We start from the raw sequence: 22,810 nt of genomic DNA, 5'->3' as shown, positions 1-22,810 counted from the left end.
GTGTCGCTTATCCTAGTGTCGCTTATCCTAGTGTCGCTTATCCTAGTGTCGCTTATCCTAGTGTCGCTTATCCTAGTATCGCGGGTAATAGTGTCGCGGGTAATAGTGTCGCGAGTAATAGATTCAGTCTGCATCATGTTTGCTATGACCGAGTCCAACGGTAAAGCCAGGTTTCGACTTCGCGTGGGCTAGTAAACTTAAGCTCAGCACGCAGCTCAATCAATTCCGCATCTTGTGGGTCCATTTCAAATGCCAAACGATAACCATTGTTTTTTGGCTGACGAGACACGACTACATTGGTGATAACGCCCGCTGAACTTTGGACTTTCACAACGGGCATTTCATCGTTATTGCCGGCTTTAACTTGATAGTCGACAACAAACAAGCGCCTTGGCGTGGCTTTAGCAATATCAGCTCGGCCGCTAGCAGTGCGCGCAACAATAACAGTGCCATCATCTACTTCGGGCTCATCACCCCAAATTAAACGATAGGTAAAATGAAACTCGCTGCCTGCGGCGATAGGTTGTTTGGGTTTCCAATAACTGACGATATTGTCATGAATTTCAGAATCAGTCGGTATTTCGGTCAACACCACCTCACCTGCACCCCAATTTCCGACCGGTTCAACCCATAAACTTGGGCGACGTTCATAGTGAGCTTCGAGGTCTTGATAAGCTTCAAAACTGCGTTCGCGTTGAATTAAGCCAAAACCTTGAGGCGAGTTATCCATAAAGGCACTCACCTGTAATTGCTTTGGGTTAGCCAATGGCCGCCATAAGCGTTCGCCACGACCGTTTAATATTAATAGCGCATCGGAGTCGTGCACTTCAGGCCGAAAATCATCGGTGTTTTGACGACCATTCATCGAGTGTAAAAACATACTCGTGCTAGGAGCCAAGCCCACTTTGACTAACTCTTTGCGCGGAAATAAGGTCGCTTCCACATCGATATGAGTATTATCGCCAGGCCTAACAGAAAATCGATACGCCCCAGCAACGCTAGGACTGTCTAGCAATGCATGCACCACGATTAAATTGCTGTCACTGTTTGGGCGTTCAACCCAAAAGGCACGAAATATAGGAAATTCTTCGCCTTCAGGCTCTGCGGTATTTAACGCTAAGCCCCTTGAAGACAAGCCGTAATCGCTACCTTTACCCAAGGCACGGAAATAACTCGCCCCTTGGAATACCATTAATTCATCAAAATACGCTGGGTTATTCAGCGGGTAATGAATGCGTAAACCTGAATAGCCAATATCTTGTGTCGGTAACTTTTGGCTAAGCACATCGCCAGCAGTAAAAAATCCCGAATTATAGGCCAAATGGGTTGCTTGATTGCCTTCGACCAAGGCAATTTCAATTAAATCTTGGAAATAGAAACCACGATGAAATAGCTGCATTTGATAAGGCAAGCCTTCGGCTTTCCAAATGGAGGCTTCTGGCTTAAAGCGAATATCTCGATATTCATCATAAGAGATTTTGGCCAAACCAGGCGGTAATGGATCATTAAGAACCCCATACGGTTTTTGGGCTATTCGGCGGGCTATTTTAACCACGGAATCAGGATCAAAATTGGCCGTTTTCGCAAAACGTACTTTAGTTGGCACTTCTTCGGTATTTTGCGCTTTAAGCGGTAATTTTTCATCTGCGTAAGTCTGCAGCGGTATGGTCACACTCGGTGGGACAGTGATAGGCGTGTTTGATTCTTGTGCCGTAAGGTTAAAACAAAGTCCTGCGGCAATGGCTAACGACAAGCTCGTCAGCCCTTTTTTTAGCGTTTTAGATGAAACAAATATGCGAAAATTCAGTAAGCTAACCATAGATAGGCAACCCAAAATAAACAGCGTTAACGTGCATTTTTTAACGCGGTAATTGCTGCAAAATATCTTTGGATACAACCCCACATTAGATTGCGCGAAAGATATCAGAATGGCAAAAAATTGCACAGGCATTTATAGATAAAGCCGACTAACGGTAATAACATTTTAATCTATTGATATAGCCAAATATCACACTTGCTTGCATGAAAAATTAACATAATAATTTTTATATGGTTAAAGCAATCCTAATGTCATCAATCCCAACTACAATTAAATCTATACGACAGATTAATTATTGTTTCTATTACTCATTTTTATGCTGTTCTAGTGTCTGAGTGACAGTGTCTCTCTAATGATTATTGATATTAATCATTAGAATTTATAGTTTTATAACAACAAGGTAATAGGTTAGGGAGCCAAAATGATTTCAGCGTTATCAGCTAGGTTCAACATCTTATGCTTAAGTGCATTATTGACTTTGATAATATCTTGTAACGCTATGACTGAAACACTGGAACTCTCCACTCTTGAATGGCCACCATTCACAGGATCACAATTAATTGATGCTGGAATTACCAGTCAAATAGTTGAACAAGCATTAAGCTATGAAGGGCATAAGCTTAACGTCACGGTTTTACCCTGGAATCGTGCCATACGAATGGTGAAGATAGGCAAGATTGTTGGTTATTTCCCTGAATATATGATGACTTCAAATGATTTTCTATTTTCTAATTCTTTAGGAATGAGTCCGATAGGCTTACTTGAACGTAAAGCAAAGCCTATCATTTGGAGTAAAGAGAGTGACTTAAACCAATATGTATTAGGGGTTGTTAATGGCTTTGTGAATACGGTAAAAATCGATAAAATGATACTTGATGGAAGTCAGAAATATGAAACAGCCAACAATGAGAGACAAAACATATTGAAATTGGCAGCTGGACGTATTGATACCATAGTGATTGACGTCAATGTCTACCAGTATTTGAAGTCAGATCCACAAGTAGCAAAAATTACCTCCCTTGTGCAAATGAACAAAAAAGTTCTAAAACAGAAGAGTTTACACATTGCATTTGGTAATAATCCGCAGGGGGAAAAGTGGCTAGCGATTATTAATAGAGGCCTATCAAAATTTGATGTCCAAGCCACTCTGGATGCTTCAATACAGAAGACAATTCAGCCGTAATGGGGATAGGGTATTAGGTAAAGGCTCCCTAATATGTTGTCAACGCAAGCTAGTTGATGTGGAACCACTGTGCTATATGGAGTGTCTATGCATGGCCATGTTGCTTCATCTCGGGCCACTGGGCCGAAAACCAAACTGGGCAAACCTATCGGCTAATGTTGAAATTCGCTTAAGCTAGGCGCTATTGAGGCAATTCTTGCCCTTATTATATTACCGCCAAAAAAATAAAGTTAATCGTTAATCGTGAGTTAGGTGACCGCAAAGCATCACCATGAGAAATAACACCATTAAGAGGGCGACGCCAATAACTGAAATCGCCCCAATAAATGCTTAAATTAATGCTTAAATAAATGCTTAAACAATCAAATCCTTCATTAAACCTTCCAACACATCCGCCTGACGGCTCAAACGCTCGATTTCTGAAGCCGTGGTAGTCACTAAGTCCATCACTTGAATAGAGCTACTTCTGACAGAGTCGACATCACTGGCAATATTATCGGCCACAGCACCTTGCTCTTCAGCCGCGGCGGCAATTTCTAAACTTCTATCGGAGATATGCTGATTTTGCTCGGCAATCTCACTAATACTTTGGCTGGCATAAGTCATCAACTGTTCGCTTGATCCCGCTTCGGTGACTGTTTTCGCCATCACGCTCATCACACTTTGGCTATTGGTCTGCAGGGTTTCAATGATTTTTTGGATCTCAACTGTCGCCGTTTGAGTTCTACCCGCTAAGGTTTTCACTTCACTGGCAACCACTGAGAATCCGCGGCCATGTTCGCCTGCTCGAGCAGCTTCAATTGCAGCATTAAGGGCCAGCAAGTTAGTTTGGTCAGAGATGGCATTAATCGTTGCAATCACATCACCAATTTTAGTCGCACTGGTATCGAGTTCAGCAACGGCAACAGAGGCACCACGAACTTCGCCAGCCAAATGATTAATCTCTACTAATGTTTTTTGGATCTGAGCTTGTCCTTGCGTGGTTTTTTCTGTTGCACGCGATATTTGCGTCGACGATTCTTGGGCGTGACTGGCAACCTCTCTGATCGAGACCGCCATTTCTTCAGTGGCACTGGCTAGCGAATCAATGCGGTCTTGCTGCACGCTGGCCAACTGGGTATTTTCATCACTACGAACACGTAACTGGGCACTAATTTGTTGAATAAGCGCAACCGCTTCTTGAGTGGTTTTCACCAACAGATGCTCTCGCTCTGAAACCCGATCAACGGTTCTGGCGATCAAATTGAATTCATTTCGTGATGGCGCATAACCAATACGAGCAGCAAGATCGCCCTCGGCTAACTTTCTCAATGCTTCATAAATATGAAATAGGCCGCCGCCAATAAACGTCTTAATATAGTGGGAGCAAACAAGCATCAATAATAAACTCAAGCTAATGGCAATGATGTGCCACAGGCCTAATCCAGTCAAAAAGCTGTTGCTACCAACATAACTGAGTGAATAATCCTGACCTGACACCTGAGCTGAAATATCGGTATTACGGTCAATTTTAATCGCGGAATGTTGCAGTAATGGCGCCAATTCAGCTGCGGATAATTGAGTAGCAGATGCCAATTTGGCAATCACATCGACTTGTTTTTGCGCCTCTACAGTACGCTGCGAAGATGCGGCGTCAGTCAAACTCACGCCAATAACCACAATAGCAAACAATGCAGTGAAGAAAAGAACAAGAAAATTTTCCTGTAGTTTTACGTTGATCAGATACTTATCTACCCAACGGAATGCAACCTCTTTCACGATGATATCTCCAACAAAAAAATGAAACAGTGACTACCGAGTGTGGCTTACAAGGTTCCTTCAGCCAGTATTATTGATATACAAAACACTCAACTCGATGAATGTTATAAACAATATATGACTATCGCTATCAGATAATTCTAAATAACTAAAGTGATGCCTAGATCACAAAGAATGTTACTCATGACACTTATGGCAACTGAATAATCACAAACTGATAACCTTAGCCAAAGGGGCGTTGTGGTATAAAGAATCGTAAGTATGTCCCGAAATATTGCCTCAGCAAGCTACGCCCGCAATAAACGAGCCCAACAAAAAATGACTTAGCGGATCCCGTCCTTGCAAGATTAGAGATAACGTTATCATTATCCCGAGCTTAGGTGAGTATCATTAGTAAGCATTTAACCCGTTCATATATTTCATCGGTGATGTTTTCATGACTTTTTTAAACATGGTAATAAACGCACTTACCGACTCATAGCCTAATAACTCAGAAACCTGTTGCACACTTTGGTTGTCTGAGAGCGCTTGCAGCGAAGTAATAATATGCAGCTGCGTTCGCCATTTCCCAAATGTCATCCCGGTTTCTTTTGTAATCAGTCGCGCCAATGTGCGCTCTGTTAATGCAAATTGTTCGGCCCATTGCGGCAGTGTTTTTCTCTCGCCAGGCTGACTTATCAATTGTTGGCTCATCGCCTGAATGACCCTATTTTTAGAGAGTACAAAATCTAAATGCTGAATAGGCATCTCAGTAAGTTGCTCAAATAATACCTGCGCAAGCCGGGCGGTTTTGCTGTGTGAACCGTAATGCTGATTGCTCCCAGCAAGCGCAAACATCAGCTCTTTAACTAAGGGCGTAATCGCCAAGGTGCAGGTATTTTGTGGCATACCGGGCATATTGCCATCAATAAATAAGTGGCATAACTCAGCGTTATCTGACGCGCGGTTACTATGAACTTTATTTGCCGGGATCCAAATAGCACTATGGGTTGGCACCATCCACATTTTTGCAGATACCTCACAGGTGACATAACCATGCAAAGCTAAAATTAGCTGCCCTTTGGGATGAGTGTGTAAAGGAATTTCATGGCTAGCACAAGCCTGCTCTATTTTGGCTATAATGGGTTGGTCCATATATTCAAAATTTTTGATTTCATCCCAGCCAATGGTTTCAAACATAGTTTTGTCAGTTTTTAGTTATTTAATGTCACTATTTCTAAATTATATCGCCCGCAAAATCTTTATACTAGCGGCCATTATTTTGCTATAAAAACAAAAGCACCTTATGACGGCACTTACGTTAACTCAAAAACCGCAATCTCGCTTCTCAGGCATATTGCTGGTGATAGGTATTTTGCTTATTGCGGCTAATTTACGCGCGCCTTTTACCGGTATTGCGCCAGTGCTGGAGCAAATTATTAGTCACTTTGGCCTAACCGATCCTCAAGCAGGTTACTTAACCACACTGCCGTTAATTGCCTTTGCAATTGTTTCACCCATGGCGGCTTTTTTTGCGAGAAAACAAGGCTTAGAGCATGCCTTGTTTGCCGCGTTAATCCTGATATTGTTAGGCATTGCGACTCGTTTTATCAATTCATCAACCATGCTATTTATCGGTACCGCCATTATTGGCGTAGGCATTGCGATTGCTAACGTATTATTACCAAGCCTCATTAAACGTGATTTTGCCACTAAAGTGGCACTCATGACCTCGGCCTACGTGCTGACGATGGGGGTAACATCAGGTGGTTTTTCTGCGTTGGTATTCCCGCTTAGTCAACTAAACGGTTTGGGCTGGCAACTGGCACTTGGCTCGGCAGGCATCATCACGGTTGCCAGCTTAATTGTGTGGACAGCACAACTGGGCAAACACACTAAACCGACCTATTGCGCACACCAATCGGCACCATCAAAAAGTGTATGGCGTTATTTATTAGCCTGGCAAATTAGTTTGTTATTAGGCCTAAACTCATTTCTGAATTACATCATCATTACTTGGTTGCCAAGCATATTGACCGATACCGGCCACTCGGCCGTTGAAGCGGGGGCGTATCATGGCGCTTTTCAAATAGCGACAGCATTACCTGGCTTAGTATTAATACCACTGCTGGCGAAGTTAAAAGATCAAAGCGCGCTGAGCTTTATTCTGGCACTACTGAGCGCCGGCAGCGCACTTGGGCTGCTGTATATGCCTCACTTTGCCTTTGTATGGACGCTAATGCTGGGCTTTTGCTCTGGGGCGTGTTTTATTTTGGGGCTGTCGTTTATTAGTTTACGCACCGATGACCCGCATCAAGCTGCGTCACTTTCTGGTATGTCGCAAAGTGTCGGTTATTTACTGGCGGCAGTTGGTCCCATGGTGGCAGGCGCGCTGCACACTGCAACAGGCAATTGGGATGCGCCATTATGGTTATGTGCTATTGCAGCTGTGTTGTGTGCGTTATGCGGTTTCGCTGGCGGCAGAAATACCACCTTACATAAGTCGGCTAGCTAAAAAACCACAAATCGGCTACTTCGAAATCGTGATAGCCGATTTGCTATTGGAAAACATTAAAGACTTCGGTTGAGATATTTAAGCGCTTTTTCATTACCTAATTCAGCACTTTGCTTTATCCATTTATCACCTTCAACTTGATCTTGGTTGCCAATCAATCGCTTTCCCAAAGCATATTGAGCATCGTTCTGTCCAAGCTCAGCGGCTTTAGTTAACCAACTCAAACCGAGCTTTTCGTTAACCGCTACCCCTTCGCCATTCAAATAAATTTCACTAAGATTCACCATGGCAATTATTCCACCCCAGTCTATAGAGGCTTCATAGAGTGAAATTGCTTTGTGTATATCTTGTGGCACACCCGTTCCTAAGCGATACATTTCGCCCAGGTTATTAGCAGCAGTGAGCTGCTTATTGGCGATTGCCCTTTCAAAGTGCAACTTAGCTTTTTGATAATCTTGTTCAACTACATCGCCGAAAAAGTATAGATTACCAATAAGCGCATCTGCATCGGCCTTTTCTATTCGTGCATATTCACGGTAAAGCTCAAACCCCTTATCGAGGTCTTTGGCTACACCCTCACCTTTTAGATATAACTTGGCTAGCCTAATACATGAATAAGAACTTGAAAGACTTTGTTGATACCAGTTAATGGCCTTTTGAATATTATGATGTTCTGGACTTGCAGTTTCATATATCCAACCAAGATTCGAACCAGTCTGTTGACGCCCTAGCTCATATGCTTTTTCAAAGTAAGTAATGGCTTTGTCAAAATCATGAGTAACCTCGGAACTTTGCGAATAAATAACCCCACTATAATAAGCTGAGTTAGCACTATGGTTAACTGAATCCAATAGATATGATAGCGCTAACTTATCATTCTTCTCAGTCCCTTTGCCTAAATGATAACTAATACCCAGATGCTTATAAGCAGCTTTAAAGCCTAAATCTGCAGCTTGCTTAAGGTAAGAAAATGATTGTTTATCATCTTGTTGCACACCATTGCCGAAACGATACATTACACCTAAGTTTGTGAGTGCATTTGGATTACCTAATGAAGCTGCTTTATAAAAAAACGGTACCGCAGTTGATAAATCTTTCTCTACTTTTTCACCGTTTAAATAGAGTACTGCAATATTATTTAACGCGAGCGCATTACCTTGATCGGCAGCCATCTTATAGAGTTGTAAAGCTGTTTGAATGTTTTGGGAAACATACTCACCATTTTCATAAAACATACCCAAATTGACTTGCGAGTCTGCGTCACCAAGCTCTGCGGCTTTATGATAAAGCTCTACAGCAGCTAATTTATCCTCACCAACATTCCAGCCAAAATCATATGTTTTAGCAAGATAACCAACAGCAAAAGGATAATTATGCTCTACAGCAATGGCTAAATATTCATGCCCAAGTTGGATGTTTTTGTCAGCTCCAGCCCCATTAATATACATGAGAGCAAGGTTATACTGCGCAATTGCTGAATCACTATCAGCCGCCAATTTGTACCATCGAAAAGCTTGCTGTTGATCATTTTGTTCAAAGTCATAAAGATAAGCTAGCCCCAAATAACAAGGTACTTGTTCTGACTCCGCCCCCATAAGGAAGTTAGCCTCGGCTTTGTGTAAATCTTGATAACTTGGTTCATCTAGATACAGGTACCCTAACTCGCAATTTGCCATGGCAAACTTTTGATTAAGTGCTTTTTGATAATAGAAAATCGCTTTATCAAGTTCTTTTTCTACAAATTCACCTTCACGATAAAAAGAAGCCAAATTAACAAAGGATTGAGGGTCATTTTGTTTCGCGGCTTTATTATACCAATGGAATGCAAGAGCATTATCTTCTTTAACCCCTAAAGCACCTAGGTCATAAATCAACCCCAATTCACCCTGAGCTCTAGCATTACCGTCATTTGCTGCTTGCTGATAGAGTGTTAATGCTTTCTCTGGCTGATTGTTCTTATAATACGACTCTGCTAAACGTAATTTATCATCACTGCTATGAAGATTCGTATCCGTTTTGGTTTTGTCATTATTGCTAGATGTCGATGAACAAGCAGCTAAAAGTCCAGCGATCAGAGTGATAAGAAGAAGGTGATACATGTTATTCCTTTAACGATAATTTAGCATTTCAACATCATGACTAGTGAGCCCACAATAATAAATATCACTTAGGTTACTGTTTAGTTTTTATTATAAAAACATTTAATATCATGAAGTTATTAAACTTCCATTTATTCCGCACAACAAAGTTCTACATAAGCGTCATGCTCTATATATGGGTTCAGCGACACAAGTGGCACACTAACTTCTGCCTTCAAAATAGAAGCTATTTCATCGCAGCGCGAACATACACGTCAAAACGATTTTTCTTACTTGCGATGATCATGCTGGGTTTTACCCCATCAAGATCGCCGGCGTAATCTGGACGCTTTACTACGACTCTTTTTGTGGCTAAGGCGATTGCGGGGGCTAATAGTCCATCAGCATCGAGGTCTGCGCCGACTAAGGTTTGGAACACGCGCATCTCTTTTTTAACCAGAGCTGATTTTTCGCGGTGTGGGTACATCGGGTCGAGGTAAACCACATCAATTTCGCTGACGTTAGTGCTAGTGCTAGTTTTCACTACATCGGCTAATGCATTAATACTTGAACCGTGAAATAAGCTCATCCGCTCGCGCATCCACTGACCGATTTCGGCATCTTCATAGGCTCGGCGTAAACCGTCTTCTAACAAGGCTGCGACCACGGGATTACGTTCAACCATAATGACCTTACAACCTAGGCTGGCCAGTACAAATGCATCACGGCCTAAGCCAGCAGTGCCATCGACAACGGTCGGCGTGACGCCTTGCTTTAGTCCGACCGCTTTGGCAATTGATTGGCCTCGACCGCCACCAAACTTGCGGCGATGCGCCACTGCACCAGAGACAAAATCGACACTAATGCCATCAAGCTTAGGCTCATCACGCTTATGCAAACTTAAGCAGTTTTGCTCAAAACGCAATTCAAAAGCAGCGTCGTTGTCCCACACCAAGTGCCAGCGCTGGGCGATATCGACTAATGAAGGATACTGCTGATTAAAGAAGATAGGTGTCTGCAACAAGATGATTACCATGCCAATGTAAGAAACTACGCCATTATGCCAAAAGCCATCACCAGTGAACACCTATACCTCGCGCGCTAGACCACTTATAATGTCACTATTACACAGTTTTACTGTCTCATTTAGTTAATGGAAACGCCCATGCTCAGTTATCGTCACGGTTATCATGCAGGCAATTATGCCGATGTACTTAAGCACGCAATGCTTATTCAAGTATTAAAAGCGATGCAGAAAAAAGATAAACCTTATGTGTATATCGATACTCATGCAGGCGCAGGCGCGTACTCGTTAACCGATGAGTTTGCCCAAAAGACCGGTGAATACTTAGAGGGTGTTGCCAAATTATGGGACCACGCTAATTTACCCAGCACATTAGCCGATTATGTTGAATCGGTACGACACTTTAACGCTGAATTTGATGGCGAGTTAACGGTTTACCCTGGCTCACCAGCCATTGTCGATGTTGAACTTCGCCCGCAAGACCGTATGGTGTTACACGAACTGCACATTACTGATCATGAATTACTTGAAAATTATTTTATTAAAGACAAGCAAGTCAAAGTCATTAAAGGCGATGGTTTGCAGGGATTAATTGCCGCGGTACCGCCATTAGAGCGCCGCGGAGTAATATTAATTGACCCTAGCTATGAAATGAAAACTGACTATCAAGATGTTGCAGAAACCCTCATTAAAGCCCATAAGCGTTTTGCGACTGGGACATTTATTTTATGGTATCCGGTAGTGAAACGTGAGCAAACTGAGGCGATGTTAACCCTGCTCAAAAATAGCGGCATTAAGAAACAACTGCGTATTGAGCAAGCGATTAATGCCGACAGTGATGAGTTTGGCATGACGGCTGCTGGTTTATGGGTGATTAATCCTCCTTGGCAAATGGATGTATTGGCTAAAGAAGCACTGGATTATTTAGCGCCTTTATTAGGCCATGCCGACGGAAAAACGACGGTAAAGTGGGAAGTGGGCGAATAATTATTATACCCATTCTATTCATTCTGCTGTACGGTTTTATTAATGAGTACTGATATATAAAAATGCCCAAACAGCAGCAACTGTTTGGGCATTTTTGATGATTATCTTTAATATACATTACGGATTTTTATTTAAAAAATGCCCCTGCAGCGCCTGGAAATACCACGGGGCTGACATTACCATTGGCAGCGACACTCGCGACGCCAAATAGATAGTTGTCGATAACCATATTATCTAAGGTGAACTGATCCACTTTGCCGACATAGCGACTATGAGTCCATTGTGGCACTGTCGTTAATCGCCAATAAATGCGATAGCCGACAATGGTTTTATCGTCACTCTTTGCCCAGCTTAACGTAGTGCTCGGTGACACTTGCCCTGCAATGGTAACCTTGGTTGGCGGCGCGGGCGCCCACGCCATTGAGGCTAAACTAAGGGCATTTAATGTGGTGAGCTTAGCAGTAAAATCAAAATCTACCCCGTCAATCACATCACCATACGCAATGCCGTTTTCAACACGAATATCTTGATGTTGGCGATTATAGTTCTCGTTGGTTTCCATGATACGAACGGCTGGTAAACCGGCCTGATTAAACGGTAAATGATGACCACCACGGCCAAAGCGGTCGAGGCGATACACTAGCATCACCTCCAAATTAGTCATGTATTGGTCAGCTAATGACTTAATTTTACGGGCTAGATTACGTGACGCGGAATCATTCTCGCCGCCGCTAAAATAACGCTGTTTGGCTTCTTCTGCGGTTTCGGTAAAACGTACCCCTTCAGAAAACACCCGTACACTACTATTATTAATCACCCCATTAATGCCAGAGATATTGCCAATCATGTCGTTGTTTAATACTGCTTGCACTTGCCAATTTTGCGCTTTGGCATAGTCAGCTAAAATATTACCGCCATACAAGCCTTGCTCTTCGCCCGACAACGCCGCATACACAATCGTGCCGTTAAATTGATATTTTGACAATACTCTGGCAGCTTCTAGCGCTCCAGCAACACCCGATGCATTATCGTTTGCTCCAGGAGAAACCGACGTCGCATCCAATACATCACTGACACGCGAATCAATGTCACCGCTCATCATCACTACGCGCTTAGGGTCGGTTTTACCGCGTTGAATGGCGATAACGTTAACCACTTCCGTTGGGTTCGCGATTCGCTTGCCTTGAACTGTGTCACCCACAGTAATAACCTCTAAACAACCGCCGCACTCTGTTGATATCCGCTTAAATTCTGCTTCAATCCAACGCCTTGCCGCGCCAATACCTTGTTTGTCCGATGCAGTATCTGACAAGGTATGGCGGGTACCAAAACTGACTAAAGTGCGAAGATCTTGTTCAATTCGTTTGGCTTGTGGTGCGCTAGCAATGTCGTATAAACGCATATCTTCTTGTGATGGGGCGACTAGCGATGATTTGTCTGCAGCAAATGCGGGTAACGCCGCAGCCCCTAATACCAATAGCCCAGTAATACTGGCCATACAATAACCGTTAGTACGACTCATTTTAACGCGCTTAGGTTGAACGTTTTCAATTAGTTGATTCATCAATAAATACCTTAAATTAACTGGATAATGCTTTTTGGTAACGTTTTAATAAGATTTTTACCCGCATCACATAAGCTTGTGTTTCAGGATAGGGCGGTATACCGCTGTATTGCATCACAGTAGTCGGACCGGCATTGTATGCCGCACAAGCTAAGTCGATGTCGCCGTCAAACTGACTTAATAACTGGGCAAGATAACGGCTACCACCGCGAATATTTTGTTGCGCATTAAAAGGATCATCCACCCCCATGTCCTTGGCAGTCCCTGGCATTAATTGCATCAGGCCTTTGGCGCCAGCTTTTGATAGCGCTCGCATTTTAAATGCCGACTCTGCATGGATAACGGCGCGGATTAATGCCGGGTCTAACTGATATTGGCGCGCAGCCAACGCAACGTCGGTAGTAAAAGGTGAGGTAAATAGTGGGATCTTATACCAGTCGATAACCGAATCGACTCGACACGCAAAGCATTCATACAGTAAAACTTGGAAGTCTTGATGTGATGGTTGCTGATCACTAAATACCATCACGCCGTTGGTTTGCTTGTATTGATATACTTTACGTTTTTCAACGCCAAAATCACTGACAATACCATTTTCGGAGTAAAGGGCCTTCACCCTAGGCTTACTTGGAACCCCGCTCGGTTGCGTTAACGGATAATCATTGGTCAGGGTGCGTTGTTGCGGTGTTTCGCCGACAAAGCCGGCGTCCAATAACCATTGATCATTCGCAGGCTGATCATTCACCGATGTAGTTTTACCTTGATTCATCACATTATTCACTTCGAGAGTCGGCGCGATGAGATTTTCAGTAGTAGTACGTTGAGATGGTTGTAACGATAACTGTTTTTTTACTGTGGTTTGCTCAGGAATAAACTTAGCGTTGATTTGCGGTTTTACAACCTCTTCTACGGCAGGATGAACCACTTGTTTGGCTTGTACATGCACTTGTACACAAGCACAAGACAACAGCATACCGATACCCAATAGCGTCTGCCGATTACGCCATATCATTGGGCTAATCATGCACTTGATCAAATATCGGCATCGGCGCGATACGAGCCAATTTAGCCACAGCAGCACCTGGGAAAATTTTAACACCACTGTTCAACTCATCGACAGCTTTACGATAAAAATCTTCTGCGTGAACAAAATCGAGTTCTAATTGTAAATATTCGGCAAGCTTGTCTTCACTCAACTTGTCTTTATTCACCGTAGCTAATAACGCCTCTAAACCTTGATCAATTTGTTGCCAAGCAGCAATCGATACTGACAAAGAGCCGCCCGTCACGTTTGACGCTTCAATGGGTTGTCCCCAATCATGCTGAGGTTGCAGTTGTTTTAGTTGCTGTAATTGGGCTTGCTGATCATCCGTTAAGGGATGGTAAGACGGTCTGGCCTGACACAGCTCAGTAAACAGCGTCAATCGCATATCAATTCTTGAGTCGATCACTTTCAGTGCTTCAATGGCTGAAGTGCGTTTTTTAAGTAAACTGGCATACCAAAGATAAGCCAAAATAGTGGCTAAAGTAAGGCTAAGTAACAGCGCCTGCATGATGACATCCTTTATTCTTGTTATTAGCTATCATAATCATAATTTAATCAAAAGTTCATCTTTATCGGCGCAACCTTAGCGAAAAAACAACCACTAAAGTATAAACCCTGTGCCTATAGATGTTAATAAACTGTTTTGATTAAGATTTTAACTATAACACAAGTATCCGCACTGACACGGTCAAACATTCTACAGTTAAATTTTTAATGTTTAGCCTTATCAACCACCTAAATCAATGTTGATAAGGGCGTTTTTTAAACACTCTTACAGTTTTCTATCGAATAATAATAAGAATATCGTTAAATAATGCTGACTTAACACCCTTTAAGCAATTTATTAATGACGATACCGACATCTACACAATAGACACAAAAAAGCCCAGCAAAACTGGGCTTTTAAACTTAACGATTTAAAAAATTAAATATCTTTTCTATCGTTATCGACTTTCTCATCTTCTTCTGCAGTGGGCTTTTCACGCTTACTGAAAAGGCGCTCAACCACCACAAAGAATAGCGGCACAAAGAAAATACCTAAGAATGTCGATGATATCATACCGCCTAATACCGCAGTACCAATGGCATTTTGACTACCAGAACCCACTCCAGAACTAATGGCTAATGGCAGTACACCTAGACCAAATGCTAATGAAGTCATCAGAATTGGACGTAAACGCACTCGCACCGCATGCAAGGTGGCCTCGATTAATCCCGACCCTTTTTCGTAGTATTCCTTAGCAAACTCGACAATTAAGATGGCGTTTTTAGTCGCTAGGCCCACCGTAGTTAACAAGCCGACTTGGAAAAACACGTCATTAGGTAAACCGCGAGCACTCATTGCCAATAGCGCACCGATAACCCCAACGGGAACCACTAAAATAACTGACAATGGTACCGACCAACTTTCATACAGCGCCGCGAGTACCAAGAACACGATTAACACCGACAAAGCATATAAGCTCGGTGCTTGGTTACCCGATAGACGTTCTTCGTACGATAAGCCATTCCACTCTAAGCCATAACCAGGCGGTAGTTTCTTGGCCATCTCTTCTAACGCATCCATTGCAGCACCGGTACTATAGCCTGGTACTGTTGAGCCCTGAATATTGATTGCAGGTACACCGTTAAAGCGTTGTAATTGCGGCGAACCGAACTCCCAAGTACCTGATGCAAATGCCGAAAACGGTACCATTTCGCCAAGGTTGTTACGCACATACCAAGAGTCTAAGTCGCCAGGCTGCATACGGTATTTAGCCTCACCTTGAACATAAACTTTTTTCACTCGGCCACGGTCAATAAAGTCATTTACATATGACCCACCCCATGCCGTTCCTAAGACACTGTTGACGCTGTTGATATCAATGTCTAACGCACGCAATTTAGCGTGATCGACATTAATTTTGTATATCGGCGCATCTTCTTGACCATTTGGACGCACCCCAACAAGGTTAGCGTTTTGTGAGGCCATGCCTAATAATTGATTACGCGCCTCAATTAACTTGCTATGCCCTTGACCGTTTAAGTCTTTCAGATAGACGTCAAAACCATTTGCAGTACCCAGTTCAATCACTGATGGTGGCACAAAGGCAAATACTAACGCCTCTTTGATTTGCGAAAAACGGCCCATGGCTCGACCCGCCAACGATTTCACATCTTCACCCGGCGCCTCACGTGTAGACCAATCTTTTAAGCCCACAAACGCAAGACCCATATTTTGCCCAGAACCGGCAAAACTAAAGCCTGCAACGGTAAACACTGAATTTACAATGTCTTTTTCTTCAGTAAGGTAATAATCAGAGACCTCTTTTAAGACCTTAACCGTGCTTTCTTGAGTTGAATTGGTTGGCAAAATTGCTTGAGTGAACAAGATGCCTTGGTCTTCATCAGGTAAGAATGCGGTTGGCATGCGTAAGAAAATCCAACCCACAGCGATAACCAAACCAACGTAAATCAACATGACTCGAAAAGAGCGTTTAAGAATACTGCCCACACTCGATTCATAACGCGATGTCATTGCATCAAACTTGCTATTAAACCAACCGAAGAAACCTGTATCGGCATAGGTATGGCCTTTTTTAATCGGCTTTAGCATGGTGGCGCATAATGCCGGTGTCAGCACAATCGCCACAAATACCGATAAGGCCATCGCCGATACAATAGTGATCGAGAACTGACGATAAATAACTCCAGTGGAACCAGACATAAAGGCCATTGGGACAAACACCGCCGACAAGGTCAAACCGATCCCGACTAAGGCACTGGTGATTTGGTCCATTGACTTGCGGGTGGCTTCAAGCGGGCTTAAGCCCTCTTCAGACATGATCCGCTCAACGTTCTCAACCACCACAATCGCGTCATCCACCAGCAAACCAATGGCCAAGACCATGGCAAACATGGTTAAGGTATTGATGGTAAAACCTGATGCAGATAACACAGCAAACGTTCCTAACAGCACCACCGGAACAGCAATAGTTGGAATAAGTGTGGCTCTAAAATTTTGCAAGAACAGATACATAATCAAGAACACCAACACAATGGCTTCTATCAGTGTCTCTACAACCCCTTCAATGGATTGCTCTATGAATGGCGTGGTGTCATAGGGATAAACAACTTCAAGCCCTTGAGGGAAAAACTCTTTCATCTCATTGACTTTAGTCTTAATACCTTCCGCCGTATCTAACGCATTCGCACCCGTGGCTAACTTAAACGCTAAACCTGAGGCAGGCTTACCATTATAGTATGAGTCAACCGCGTAGCTTTCTGCGCCTAATTCGACTCTGGCGACATCGCCTAAATAAACATTGGCACCTGATGAGTCAGATTTAACAATAATTTGCTTAAATTGCTCTGGGGTTTGTAATCGACTCTGCGCTGATACGGTCGCGTTAAGTTCTTGGCCTGCAACCGAGGGAGCACCACCTAATTGACCTGCTGATATTTGTGCGTTTTGCTCACGTACCGCTGCAATAACATCAATACTGGTTAATTTGTATTGGGTTAACTTAAGCGGGTCTAACCAAATACGCATAGCATATTGCGCACCAAAAAGGGTGATCTCACCAACCCCAGGTACACGACTCATTGGATCTTGAACATTGGCAGCAACATAATCAGAAATATCGCTTTTGCCCATTGAACCATCAGCAGACACAAAACCGAGTACCATTAAAAAGCCCGAACTGGACTTGTTAACTTGTACACCTTGTTGCTGAACTTCAGTAGGTAACAAGGGGGTAGCCGCTTGCAGCTTATTCTGAACTTGCACTTGAGCAATATCAGGATCGGCCTCAGCGTTGAATGTTAACGTAATCTTGGTATTACCAAAACTGTCACTGGTTGAAGAGATATAGCGTAAGTGATCAAGTCCCGTCATGCGCTGCTCAATCACCTGAGTAACCGTGTCTTCCATGGTTTTAGCCGAAGCTCCAGGATAGAAAGCACTGATCACCACAGTTGGTGGTGCAATGCTCGGATACTGTGCAATGGGCAAGCCTCTAATGGCTAGTACACCCGCGAGCATAATCAATAATGCAATCACCCATGCAAAGATAGGGCGATCAATAAAAAAGCGAGCCATAATTATTCCCTATTTCTGTGGTTGGTCAGCCGTTAAAACCTGTGGTGAAACCGGTACACCAGGGCGGATTTTTTGTAATCCTTCAACAATTAATTTATCACCAGCAGATAAGCCATCAACAATACGCCATTGATGGTCAATCACTTCGGCTGTTTTTACTACACGCATTTCGACATTGTTGTCTTGATTGACAATCATTGCGACGGCTTCACCTTTGGAATTACGCGTAATCGCACGTTGCGGCACTAAAATCGCTTGTGGATCTTGGCCAGCATTTAATAGCGCACGAACAAACATTCCAGGTAACAATATGCCGTCAGGGTTAGGGAACTCTGCACGTAAGGTTACCGAACCGGTAGTTTCATTAACATTGACTTCAGCAAATTGAAGTATGCCCTCTTGTTCGTAGGTCCTGCCGTCTTCAAGCACCAAGGTCACTTCGGCATTGTTACTTTTCAGTAACTCACCAGAACGTAAGTTCGCTTTTAAACGCAGTAGTTGTGCGCTCGACTGAACGATATCGACATTAATCGGGTCAAGCTGTTGAATAGTCGCTAGCGTGGCACTTTGATTGGCGGTAACTAACGCGCCAGCGGTCACAGCTGATTTACCAATACGACCTGAAATAGGCGCTTTCACTTCAGTATATTCAAGGTTAATTGTCGCTGTATTAATGGCGGCTTTAGCAACCGTTACTGAAGCTTGCGCTTCTTTATATGCCGCTTCTGCTTCATCAAAGTCTTGCTTACTAATGGCATTGGTTTTCACTAACTCGGCATAACGCGCGGCTTTCGCTTTTGCTGAGACTAACCCTGCATTTGCACTCGCAAGAGCAGCTTCTGCACTGACAAGAGCTGCACTATAAGTGGCTGAATCAATTTGATACAGTGATTGACCTTGCTCAACTTCGGTCCCTTCTGTAAAAGCTCGTTTGGTTATAATACCAGAGACTTGTGGACGCACTTCGGCTTCTAAAAATGCTCGACTGCGCCCGGGTAGTTCAACTTGAATCGATTGCGAAATCGCTTCAACGGTCATCACGCCAACAGGTGTAGGGGGCCGCGGTTGTTGTGATTGGGCATTTTCATCCCCTTGACCACAAGCGGTAATCCATAATGCTGCAGAAATAACTGCGGCGACTTTCAATGCTTTGTGCATGAGTGCTCCTACTCCAATATATTTTCAATATGTCACCCTCAATGTTGAGCAGCCCATTTGAAAGTAGCTAATATTAAACTGTTAAATTTTCTGTGTACTTTATCGCATAGGTGTAAAAACCAAACAACTCAGCTCATGCGAATAAATTGTAAATAAATAATAAGCTTACGTTCTCTATCACTAAATGTTGATTTATTGTAAACGTAGGGCGGGTAATCAAACAAACTCGACCTATTGATTCATGAAATACACCATTAGATAACATCTTGGTAAAATTAATTTGTCGTTTAACAATGCTTATCGATATGCACTGTTAATAGATTAACTTAGTTGTTATTCATGACAAGCTTATTTACTTCATCCGCCTTTTGTGGCTCAAGCATAATAGTACGCCACCACAACTCGTCAGCGTGTGGATTTGCCAACATCACCGCCTGCCCAAACTTAGGGATCAGCAAAGTAACGTCATTGTGTTTAGCCAATTGACTAATGCGTTCAAAAGGTTCAAACCAATCATGCAGGGCTAAATCAAAGGTGCCATTGTGTACTGGCATCATCGCCTTTGCGCGAACATCAAGATGTGCTTGTAAGCTTTGTTCTGGCAACATATGGATCTCACTCCACAATTCATTATAGGCACCGGTTTCAATCATGCTGAGGTCAAACGGTCCATAACGCTCACCAATTTGTTTGAATCCATTAAAATAGCCACTGTCACCGCTGAAAAATACTTTGTGCTGTAGCCCTTGGATCACCCAACTTGCCCATAGGGTTTGATTGCGATCAAGTAGGCCACGGCCAGAAAAATGCTGTGCCGGGGTGGCGGTAATGGTCAGCCCATTTAATTCAACCGACTGCCACCATTCCAGTTCGGTCACTTGAATAGGATCGATTCCCCAAGCCGTTAAGTACTCACCCACGTTAAGTGGGGTAACAAAATGCTGCACTTTAGTCGCCAATTGTTCAATCGCGGCCTTATCAAGATGATCATAATGATCGTGGCTAATAATAACGGTTTTAATCGCCGGTAAATCGGCAATACTAATGGGTGATTGATGGAAACGCTTTGGTCCAGCCCATTGCACTGGAGATGCTCGCTCGCTAAACACCGGGTCAATCAGCAAGTATTCGCCATCGATACGCATTAATAACGTTGAATGGCCTAAACGATATACGGCATCTTCTGTCGATTGCGCCAATATCTCTGGGGTTAATTCGGCTAATGGAATCGCATCTTGGGGAATGGGCGCTTGGCGCGTTGCCGACCAATACGCTTTGGCGATAGGCCATAAACTGCTAAAACCGGCTTGGTAGACTTTTTCGGTATTGCTGAAAATTTGCGTTTTATGTCCACGAGATGTAGACCAACATTTACTGAGCCAAATAATAGCAATCAATACACCAAGCACTAATAAAAGACTGATTAATATTTTCATCTATCGCTTCCAAAAGTAAACTACACGGTGTAGTTTAATAATGAATTGCTAAAAAGTAAACTGCTCAGTGTAAAATATTACAATAAGATGGCTTAGATGAAACCAATGAAACCAGAAAAGCAAACATGCAGCCAAATAAAACGCGCCGCGATTATTGAAGCCGCCAGAACAACCTTTAAAGAATTAGGGGTTGCAGCAACCAGCATGGATAAATTAGCCGAAGTGGCTAGTGTGTCGAAGCGAACAGTGTATAACCACTTTGCCACCAAAGAAGCCTTAGTGATGACCTTGATGACAGACTTATGGCAACAAGCGTTATCGCAGCCATCTGTCGTGTATAACTCACATCAACCTTTGGCTGAACAACTGCAGCAGCTGGTGCGTTTTGATATGGACTACATTCAATCAGAAGAGCACATTGAAGTGTCGCGAATGGTGATTGGCCATCTCTTTTATACCACTGAGATGCAGCAAGAATTGCAAAAAATCATCAAAGAAGAAACGGCTATTTTACGTTGGATAAAAGCGGCAACGCTGGATGGACGCTTAACGGTGACCAATGTTGAACAAGCCCAAACAGAAGTACAAAGCTTGATTAAAGGCCAATGTTTTTGGCCATTAATATTTAGAGTTGAATCGCCATTAAACGATCAGCAAAAAGATGACATTGCGACTGAAATCGCTAAAATGTTTTTATGTCGCTATCAAGTATAACGACATAAAATACCCCATTAAACTCGATTATCGCCCACGCCTAACGAAATAACCCGACTGATATGCGCTAAGCTCAATCCTGACTCTTGTTGCCATTGATTAAACGCCGCTTGAGTTTGGCGCAACGCGGTTTGCGATGTAAAACCTGCATCAACCACGTTATGGCCAGTTAAATACGCCTGTACATCTTGGGTGAGTAAAAAAGTATCTTTGCCCATGGTACGCAGAAAATAAGGCCCAGTATTGCCGCCTAAACGGGTGCCGCGCTTTTTGAGTGTTCGCCATAAACCGGTAATATCATCAGTTGGCCACTGGGCGATAAACGCTGCAAAACTTCCGTATTCAGCACTGATGGCTTGTACCATATAAGCGTTATCAACAATCGCTTGAGTTTTCTTTTGGTGCCTAATCAATGCAGGATCGCTAGCGCGTTGTTGAATTTGATCAGGTGATAGCATTAGCACCTTCATCGGTTCAAAGTCAAAAAAGGCTTTTTCGTAAGCGGGCCATTTATTGACCACCACTCGCCACACAAAGCCACTTTGAAACACTTGTTTGCTGAGAGCAGACAATAGAGTGGCATCTGAATAATCGCCAATATCATCGGCCGTTAAAGTGTGTGGTAATAATGACTTTACCGCTTCTGGGCCGCCTTTTCGTTCGCAAGCGCGCACCCACATATCGTTGAACTTTTCTAATGTCGCCACACTTCATCCTCACTACCGTATTTATTACACGCCAAAATGCATTACACGCCAATATTCATTCACGTCAACACCGGTCACTGATACGTGACTACCTATAATCCAGTTTACTTTGAAGTGTATTTCAATTCTCGGCGATTAAATATTACGTTGTTTTTTAAGCTGTAAAAACTGTTTCCATTTAATCACTTCTGCTGGCATTTCAGGCGCATCATTGGTGTAGCCTGCTGCGGTAATTAAGGTTTCAATGGGGACTTGCTTGCCTCGACACATAAACACTCCACGTACATGGGCAATGCAATGCAGGCCACGGTCGGTGAGTATGCGATGCTCAATATAAAAGTACTTTTCGTCCCAACCGACAATTTTAGTTTCGATGGTAAACTTTTCAAACGGTTTGATATCGCGGATATAAGTAAACTCTGCGGCATTGACGATGGGAAACCATTTATTTTTTATAAACGGCTTCATCAAACCTATTTCGGCAATCAAATAGGTTCGTGCTAAATCAAAAAAAGCAGGATAGCGAGAGTTAGTTAAATGCAAATTGATGTCGCAATCTAACGGCAAAACACGATAATTAATCCGGCTAGAATCTATAAAACCTATTTTTTTACAATGACCTATTCGCCATAAAAACAACCAAATAAAACGAAAATACAGGTTCATGAACAGTTTACTCCTAATGTAAGCGCAACAGGCTAACAAAGGTCATACCAGTGAGCAAGCTTGTCCACCTGATTAGACTAATAATACTCCCATGCA

The 22,810-nt window shown here is 43.1% G+C and carries 16 protein-coding genes and 1 pseudogene; 4 read left to right on the top strand and 13 right to left on the bottom strand.

The genetic code is table 11. The features are described from left to right. Positions 1 to 142: 142 nt before the first annotated feature. Positions 143 to 1,819 (bottom strand): glucan biosynthesis protein G, encoded by a 1,677-nt coding sequence (locus tag AAEY93_RS06390; protein ID WP_351075494.1) that lies wholly within the window; start codon positions 1,817 to 1,819, stop codon positions 143 to 145. Between the two features lie 421 nt (positions 1,820 to 2,240). Between AAEY93_RS06390 and AAEY93_RS06385 the strand changes: the two genes are divergently transcribed. Next, positions 2,241 to 3,002: a substrate-binding periplasmic protein gene (locus AAEY93_RS06385; RefSeq protein WP_124012810.1), complete on the top strand. Its 762-nt coding sequence runs from the start codon at positions 2,241 to 2,243 to the stop codon at positions 3,000 to 3,002. A gap of 354 nt (positions 3,003 to 3,356) precedes the next feature. Here the strand turns inward: AAEY93_RS06385 and AAEY93_RS06380 are convergent, their stop codons facing one another. Beyond that, positions 3,357 to 4,760 carry a methyl-accepting chemotaxis protein gene (locus tag AAEY93_RS06380; protein ID WP_351075491.1) on the bottom strand — a complete coding sequence of 468 codons (1,404 nt, stop codon included), beginning with the start codon at positions 4,758 to 4,760 and terminating at the stop codon, positions 3,357 to 3,359. 390 nt (positions 4,761 to 5,150) lie between these two features. Further along, positions 5,151 to 5,939, bottom strand: coding sequence for an AraC family transcriptional regulator (locus AAEY93_RS06375; protein ID WP_124012811.1), 789 nt, complete (start codon positions 5,937 to 5,939; stop codon positions 5,151 to 5,153). A gap of 106 nt (positions 5,940 to 6,045) precedes the next feature. Between AAEY93_RS06375 and AAEY93_RS06370 the strand changes: the two genes are divergently transcribed. Then, positions 6,046 to 7,254, top strand: a complete 1,209-nt coding sequence (locus AAEY93_RS06370) for an MFS transporter (protein WP_351075488.1) — start codon at positions 6,046 to 6,048, stop codon at positions 7,252 to 7,254. A 56-nt stretch (positions 7,255 to 7,310) separates the two neighbouring features. Here AAEY93_RS06370 and AAEY93_RS06365 read toward each other — a convergent pair whose 3' ends face one another. Together AAEY93_RS06365 and AAEY93_RS06360 are read right to left on the bottom strand one after the other, a co-directional pair. Next, positions 7,311 to 9,353, bottom strand: coding sequence for an SEL1-like repeat protein (locus AAEY93_RS06365; RefSeq protein WP_351075485.1), 2,043 nt, complete (start codon positions 9,351 to 9,353; stop codon positions 7,311 to 7,313). Between the two features lie 226 nt (positions 9,354 to 9,579). Next, on the bottom strand, positions 9,580 to 10,368 hold the full coding sequence (locus AAEY93_RS06360) for a class I SAM-dependent methyltransferase (RefSeq protein ID WP_351075501.1): 789 nt from the start codon (positions 10,366 to 10,368) through the stop codon (positions 9,580 to 9,582). A gap of 129 nt (positions 10,369 to 10,497) precedes the next feature. On the opposite strand from AAEY93_RS06360, the gene AAEY93_RS06355 reads away from it, so the two are divergent. Next, the gene (locus AAEY93_RS06355) at positions 10,498 to 11,343 is read left to right on the top strand and encodes a 23S rRNA (adenine(2030)-N(6))-methyltransferase RlmJ (protein ID WP_351075482.1); all 846 of its coding nucleotides are present in this window, start codon (positions 10,498 to 10,500) and stop codon (positions 11,341 to 11,343) included. Positions 11,344 to 11,470: 127 nt separating this feature from the next. Here the strand turns inward: AAEY93_RS06355 and AAEY93_RS06350 are convergent, their stop codons facing one another. The 6 genes and pseudogenes from AAEY93_RS06350 to AAEY93_RS06325 all read right to left on the bottom strand — a co-directional run bounded on the left by AAEY93_RS06350 (position 11,471) and on the right by AAEY93_RS06325 (position 20,627). After that, on the bottom strand, positions 11,471 to 12,841 hold the full coding sequence (locus AAEY93_RS06350; RefSeq protein WP_372491461.1) for a M28 family peptidase: 1,371 nt from the start codon (positions 12,839 to 12,841) through the stop codon (positions 11,471 to 11,473). An 82-nt stretch (positions 12,842 to 12,923) separates the two neighbouring features. Further along, a pseudogene (locus AAEY93_RS06345) lies at positions 12,924 to 13,553 on the bottom strand (lytic transglycosylase domain-containing protein); the annotation flags it as partial. Positions 13,554 to 13,923: 370 nt separating this feature from the next. Next, complete coding sequence (locus AAEY93_RS06340; protein ID WP_101033298.1) at positions 13,924 to 14,460, bottom strand: hypothetical protein; 537 nt, start codon at positions 14,458 to 14,460, stop codon at positions 13,924 to 13,926. A 417-nt stretch (positions 14,461 to 14,877) separates the two neighbouring features. Beyond that, positions 14,878 to 18,033: an efflux RND transporter permease subunit gene (locus tag AAEY93_RS06335; RefSeq protein ID WP_124012815.1), complete on the bottom strand. Its 3,156-nt coding sequence runs from the start codon at positions 18,031 to 18,033 to the stop codon at positions 14,878 to 14,880. Between the two features lie 9 nt (positions 18,034 to 18,042). Next, positions 18,043 to 19,191, bottom strand: a complete 1,149-nt coding sequence (locus tag AAEY93_RS06330; RefSeq protein ID WP_124012816.1) for an efflux RND transporter periplasmic adaptor subunit — start codon at positions 19,189 to 19,191, stop codon at positions 18,043 to 18,045. A gap of 326 nt (positions 19,192 to 19,517) precedes the next feature. Continuing rightward, positions 19,518 to 20,627, bottom strand: coding sequence for an MBL fold metallo-hydrolase (locus AAEY93_RS06325; RefSeq protein WP_124012817.1), 1,110 nt, complete (start codon positions 20,625 to 20,627; stop codon positions 19,518 to 19,520). A gap of 96 nt (positions 20,628 to 20,723) precedes the next feature. Between AAEY93_RS06325 and AAEY93_RS06320 the strand changes: the two genes are divergently transcribed. Beyond that, positions 20,724 to 21,341, top strand: a complete 618-nt coding sequence (locus AAEY93_RS06320; protein ID WP_101033302.1) for a TetR/AcrR family transcriptional regulator — start codon at positions 20,724 to 20,726, stop codon at positions 21,339 to 21,341. A 17-nt stretch (positions 21,342 to 21,358) separates the two neighbouring features. Here AAEY93_RS06320 and AAEY93_RS06315 read toward each other — a convergent pair whose 3' ends face one another. Both AAEY93_RS06315 and AAEY93_RS06310 read right to left on the bottom strand, forming a co-directional pair. Continuing rightward, positions 21,359 to 22,048, bottom strand: coding sequence for a DNA-3-methyladenine glycosylase I (locus AAEY93_RS06315; protein WP_124012818.1), 690 nt, complete (start codon positions 22,046 to 22,048; stop codon positions 21,359 to 21,361). 135 nt (positions 22,049 to 22,183) lie between these two features. Further along, positions 22,184 to 22,714 carry a thioesterase family protein gene (locus tag AAEY93_RS06310; protein ID WP_124012819.1) on the bottom strand — a complete coding sequence of 177 codons (531 nt, stop codon included), beginning with the start codon at positions 22,712 to 22,714 and terminating at the stop codon, positions 22,184 to 22,186. Between the last annotated feature and the right edge of the window lie 96 nt (positions 22,715 to 22,810).

Origin of the sequence: Shewanella sp. CAL98-MNA-CIBAN-0140 (assembly GCF_040309905.1) — a bacterium.
GTDB classification, from domain to species: domain Bacteria; phylum Pseudomonadota; class Gammaproteobacteria; order Enterobacterales; family Shewanellaceae; genus Shewanella; species Shewanella psychromarinicola.
The sequence above is the reverse complement of the archived record's forward strand: the minus strand, read 5'-3'. Positions and strand labels throughout refer to the sequence as shown.

Excerpts from the sequence above, each read along its gene's own strand:
- AAEY93_RS06390 (WP_351075494.1), bottom strand. The coding sequence starts at position 1,819 with ATGGTTAGCTTACTGAATTTTCGCATATTTGTTTCATCTAAAACGCTA.
- AAEY93_RS06385 (WP_124012810.1), top strand. The coding sequence starts at position 2,241 with ATGATTTCAGCGTTATCAGCTAGGTTCAACATCTTATGCTTAAGTGCA.
- AAEY93_RS06375 (WP_124012811.1), bottom strand. The coding sequence starts at position 5,939 with ATGTTTGAAACCATTGGCTGGGATGAAATCAAAAATTTTGAATATATG.
- AAEY93_RS06370 (WP_351075488.1), top strand. The coding sequence starts at position 6,046 with ATGACGGCACTTACGTTAACTCAAAAACCGCAATCTCGCTTCTCAGGC.
- AAEY93_RS06365 (WP_351075485.1), bottom strand. The coding sequence starts at position 9,353 with ATGTATCACCTTCTTCTTATCACTCTGATCGCTGGACTTTTAGCTGCT.
- AAEY93_RS06360 (WP_351075501.1), bottom strand. The coding sequence starts at position 10,368 with ATGGTAATCATCTTGTTGCAGACACCTATCTTCTTTAATCAGCAGTAT.
- AAEY93_RS06355 (WP_351075482.1), top strand. The coding sequence starts at position 10,498 with ATGCTCAGTTATCGTCACGGTTATCATGCAGGCAATTATGCCGATGTA.
- AAEY93_RS06350 (WP_372491461.1), bottom strand. The coding sequence starts at position 12,841 with ATGGCCAGTATTACTGGGCTATTGGTATTAGGGGCTGCGGCGTTACCC.
- AAEY93_RS06340 (WP_101033298.1), bottom strand. The coding sequence starts at position 14,460 with ATGCAGGCGCTGTTACTTAGCCTTACTTTAGCCACTATTTTGGCTTAT.
- AAEY93_RS06335 (WP_124012815.1), bottom strand. The coding sequence starts at position 18,033 with ATGGCTCGCTTTTTTATTGATCGCCCTATCTTTGCATGGGTGATTGCA.
- AAEY93_RS06330 (WP_124012816.1), bottom strand. The coding sequence starts at position 19,191 with ATGCACAAAGCATTGAAAGTCGCCGCAGTTATTTCTGCAGCATTATGG.
- AAEY93_RS06325 (WP_124012817.1), bottom strand. The coding sequence starts at position 20,627 with ATGAAAATATTAATCAGTCTTTTATTAGTGCTTGGTGTATTGATTGCT.
- AAEY93_RS06320 (WP_101033302.1), top strand. The coding sequence starts at position 20,724 with ATGAAACCAATGAAACCAGAAAAGCAAACATGCAGCCAAATAAAACGC.
- AAEY93_RS06310 (WP_124012819.1), bottom strand. The coding sequence starts at position 22,714 with ATGAACCTGTATTTTCGTTTTATTTGGTTGTTTTTATGGCGAATAGGT.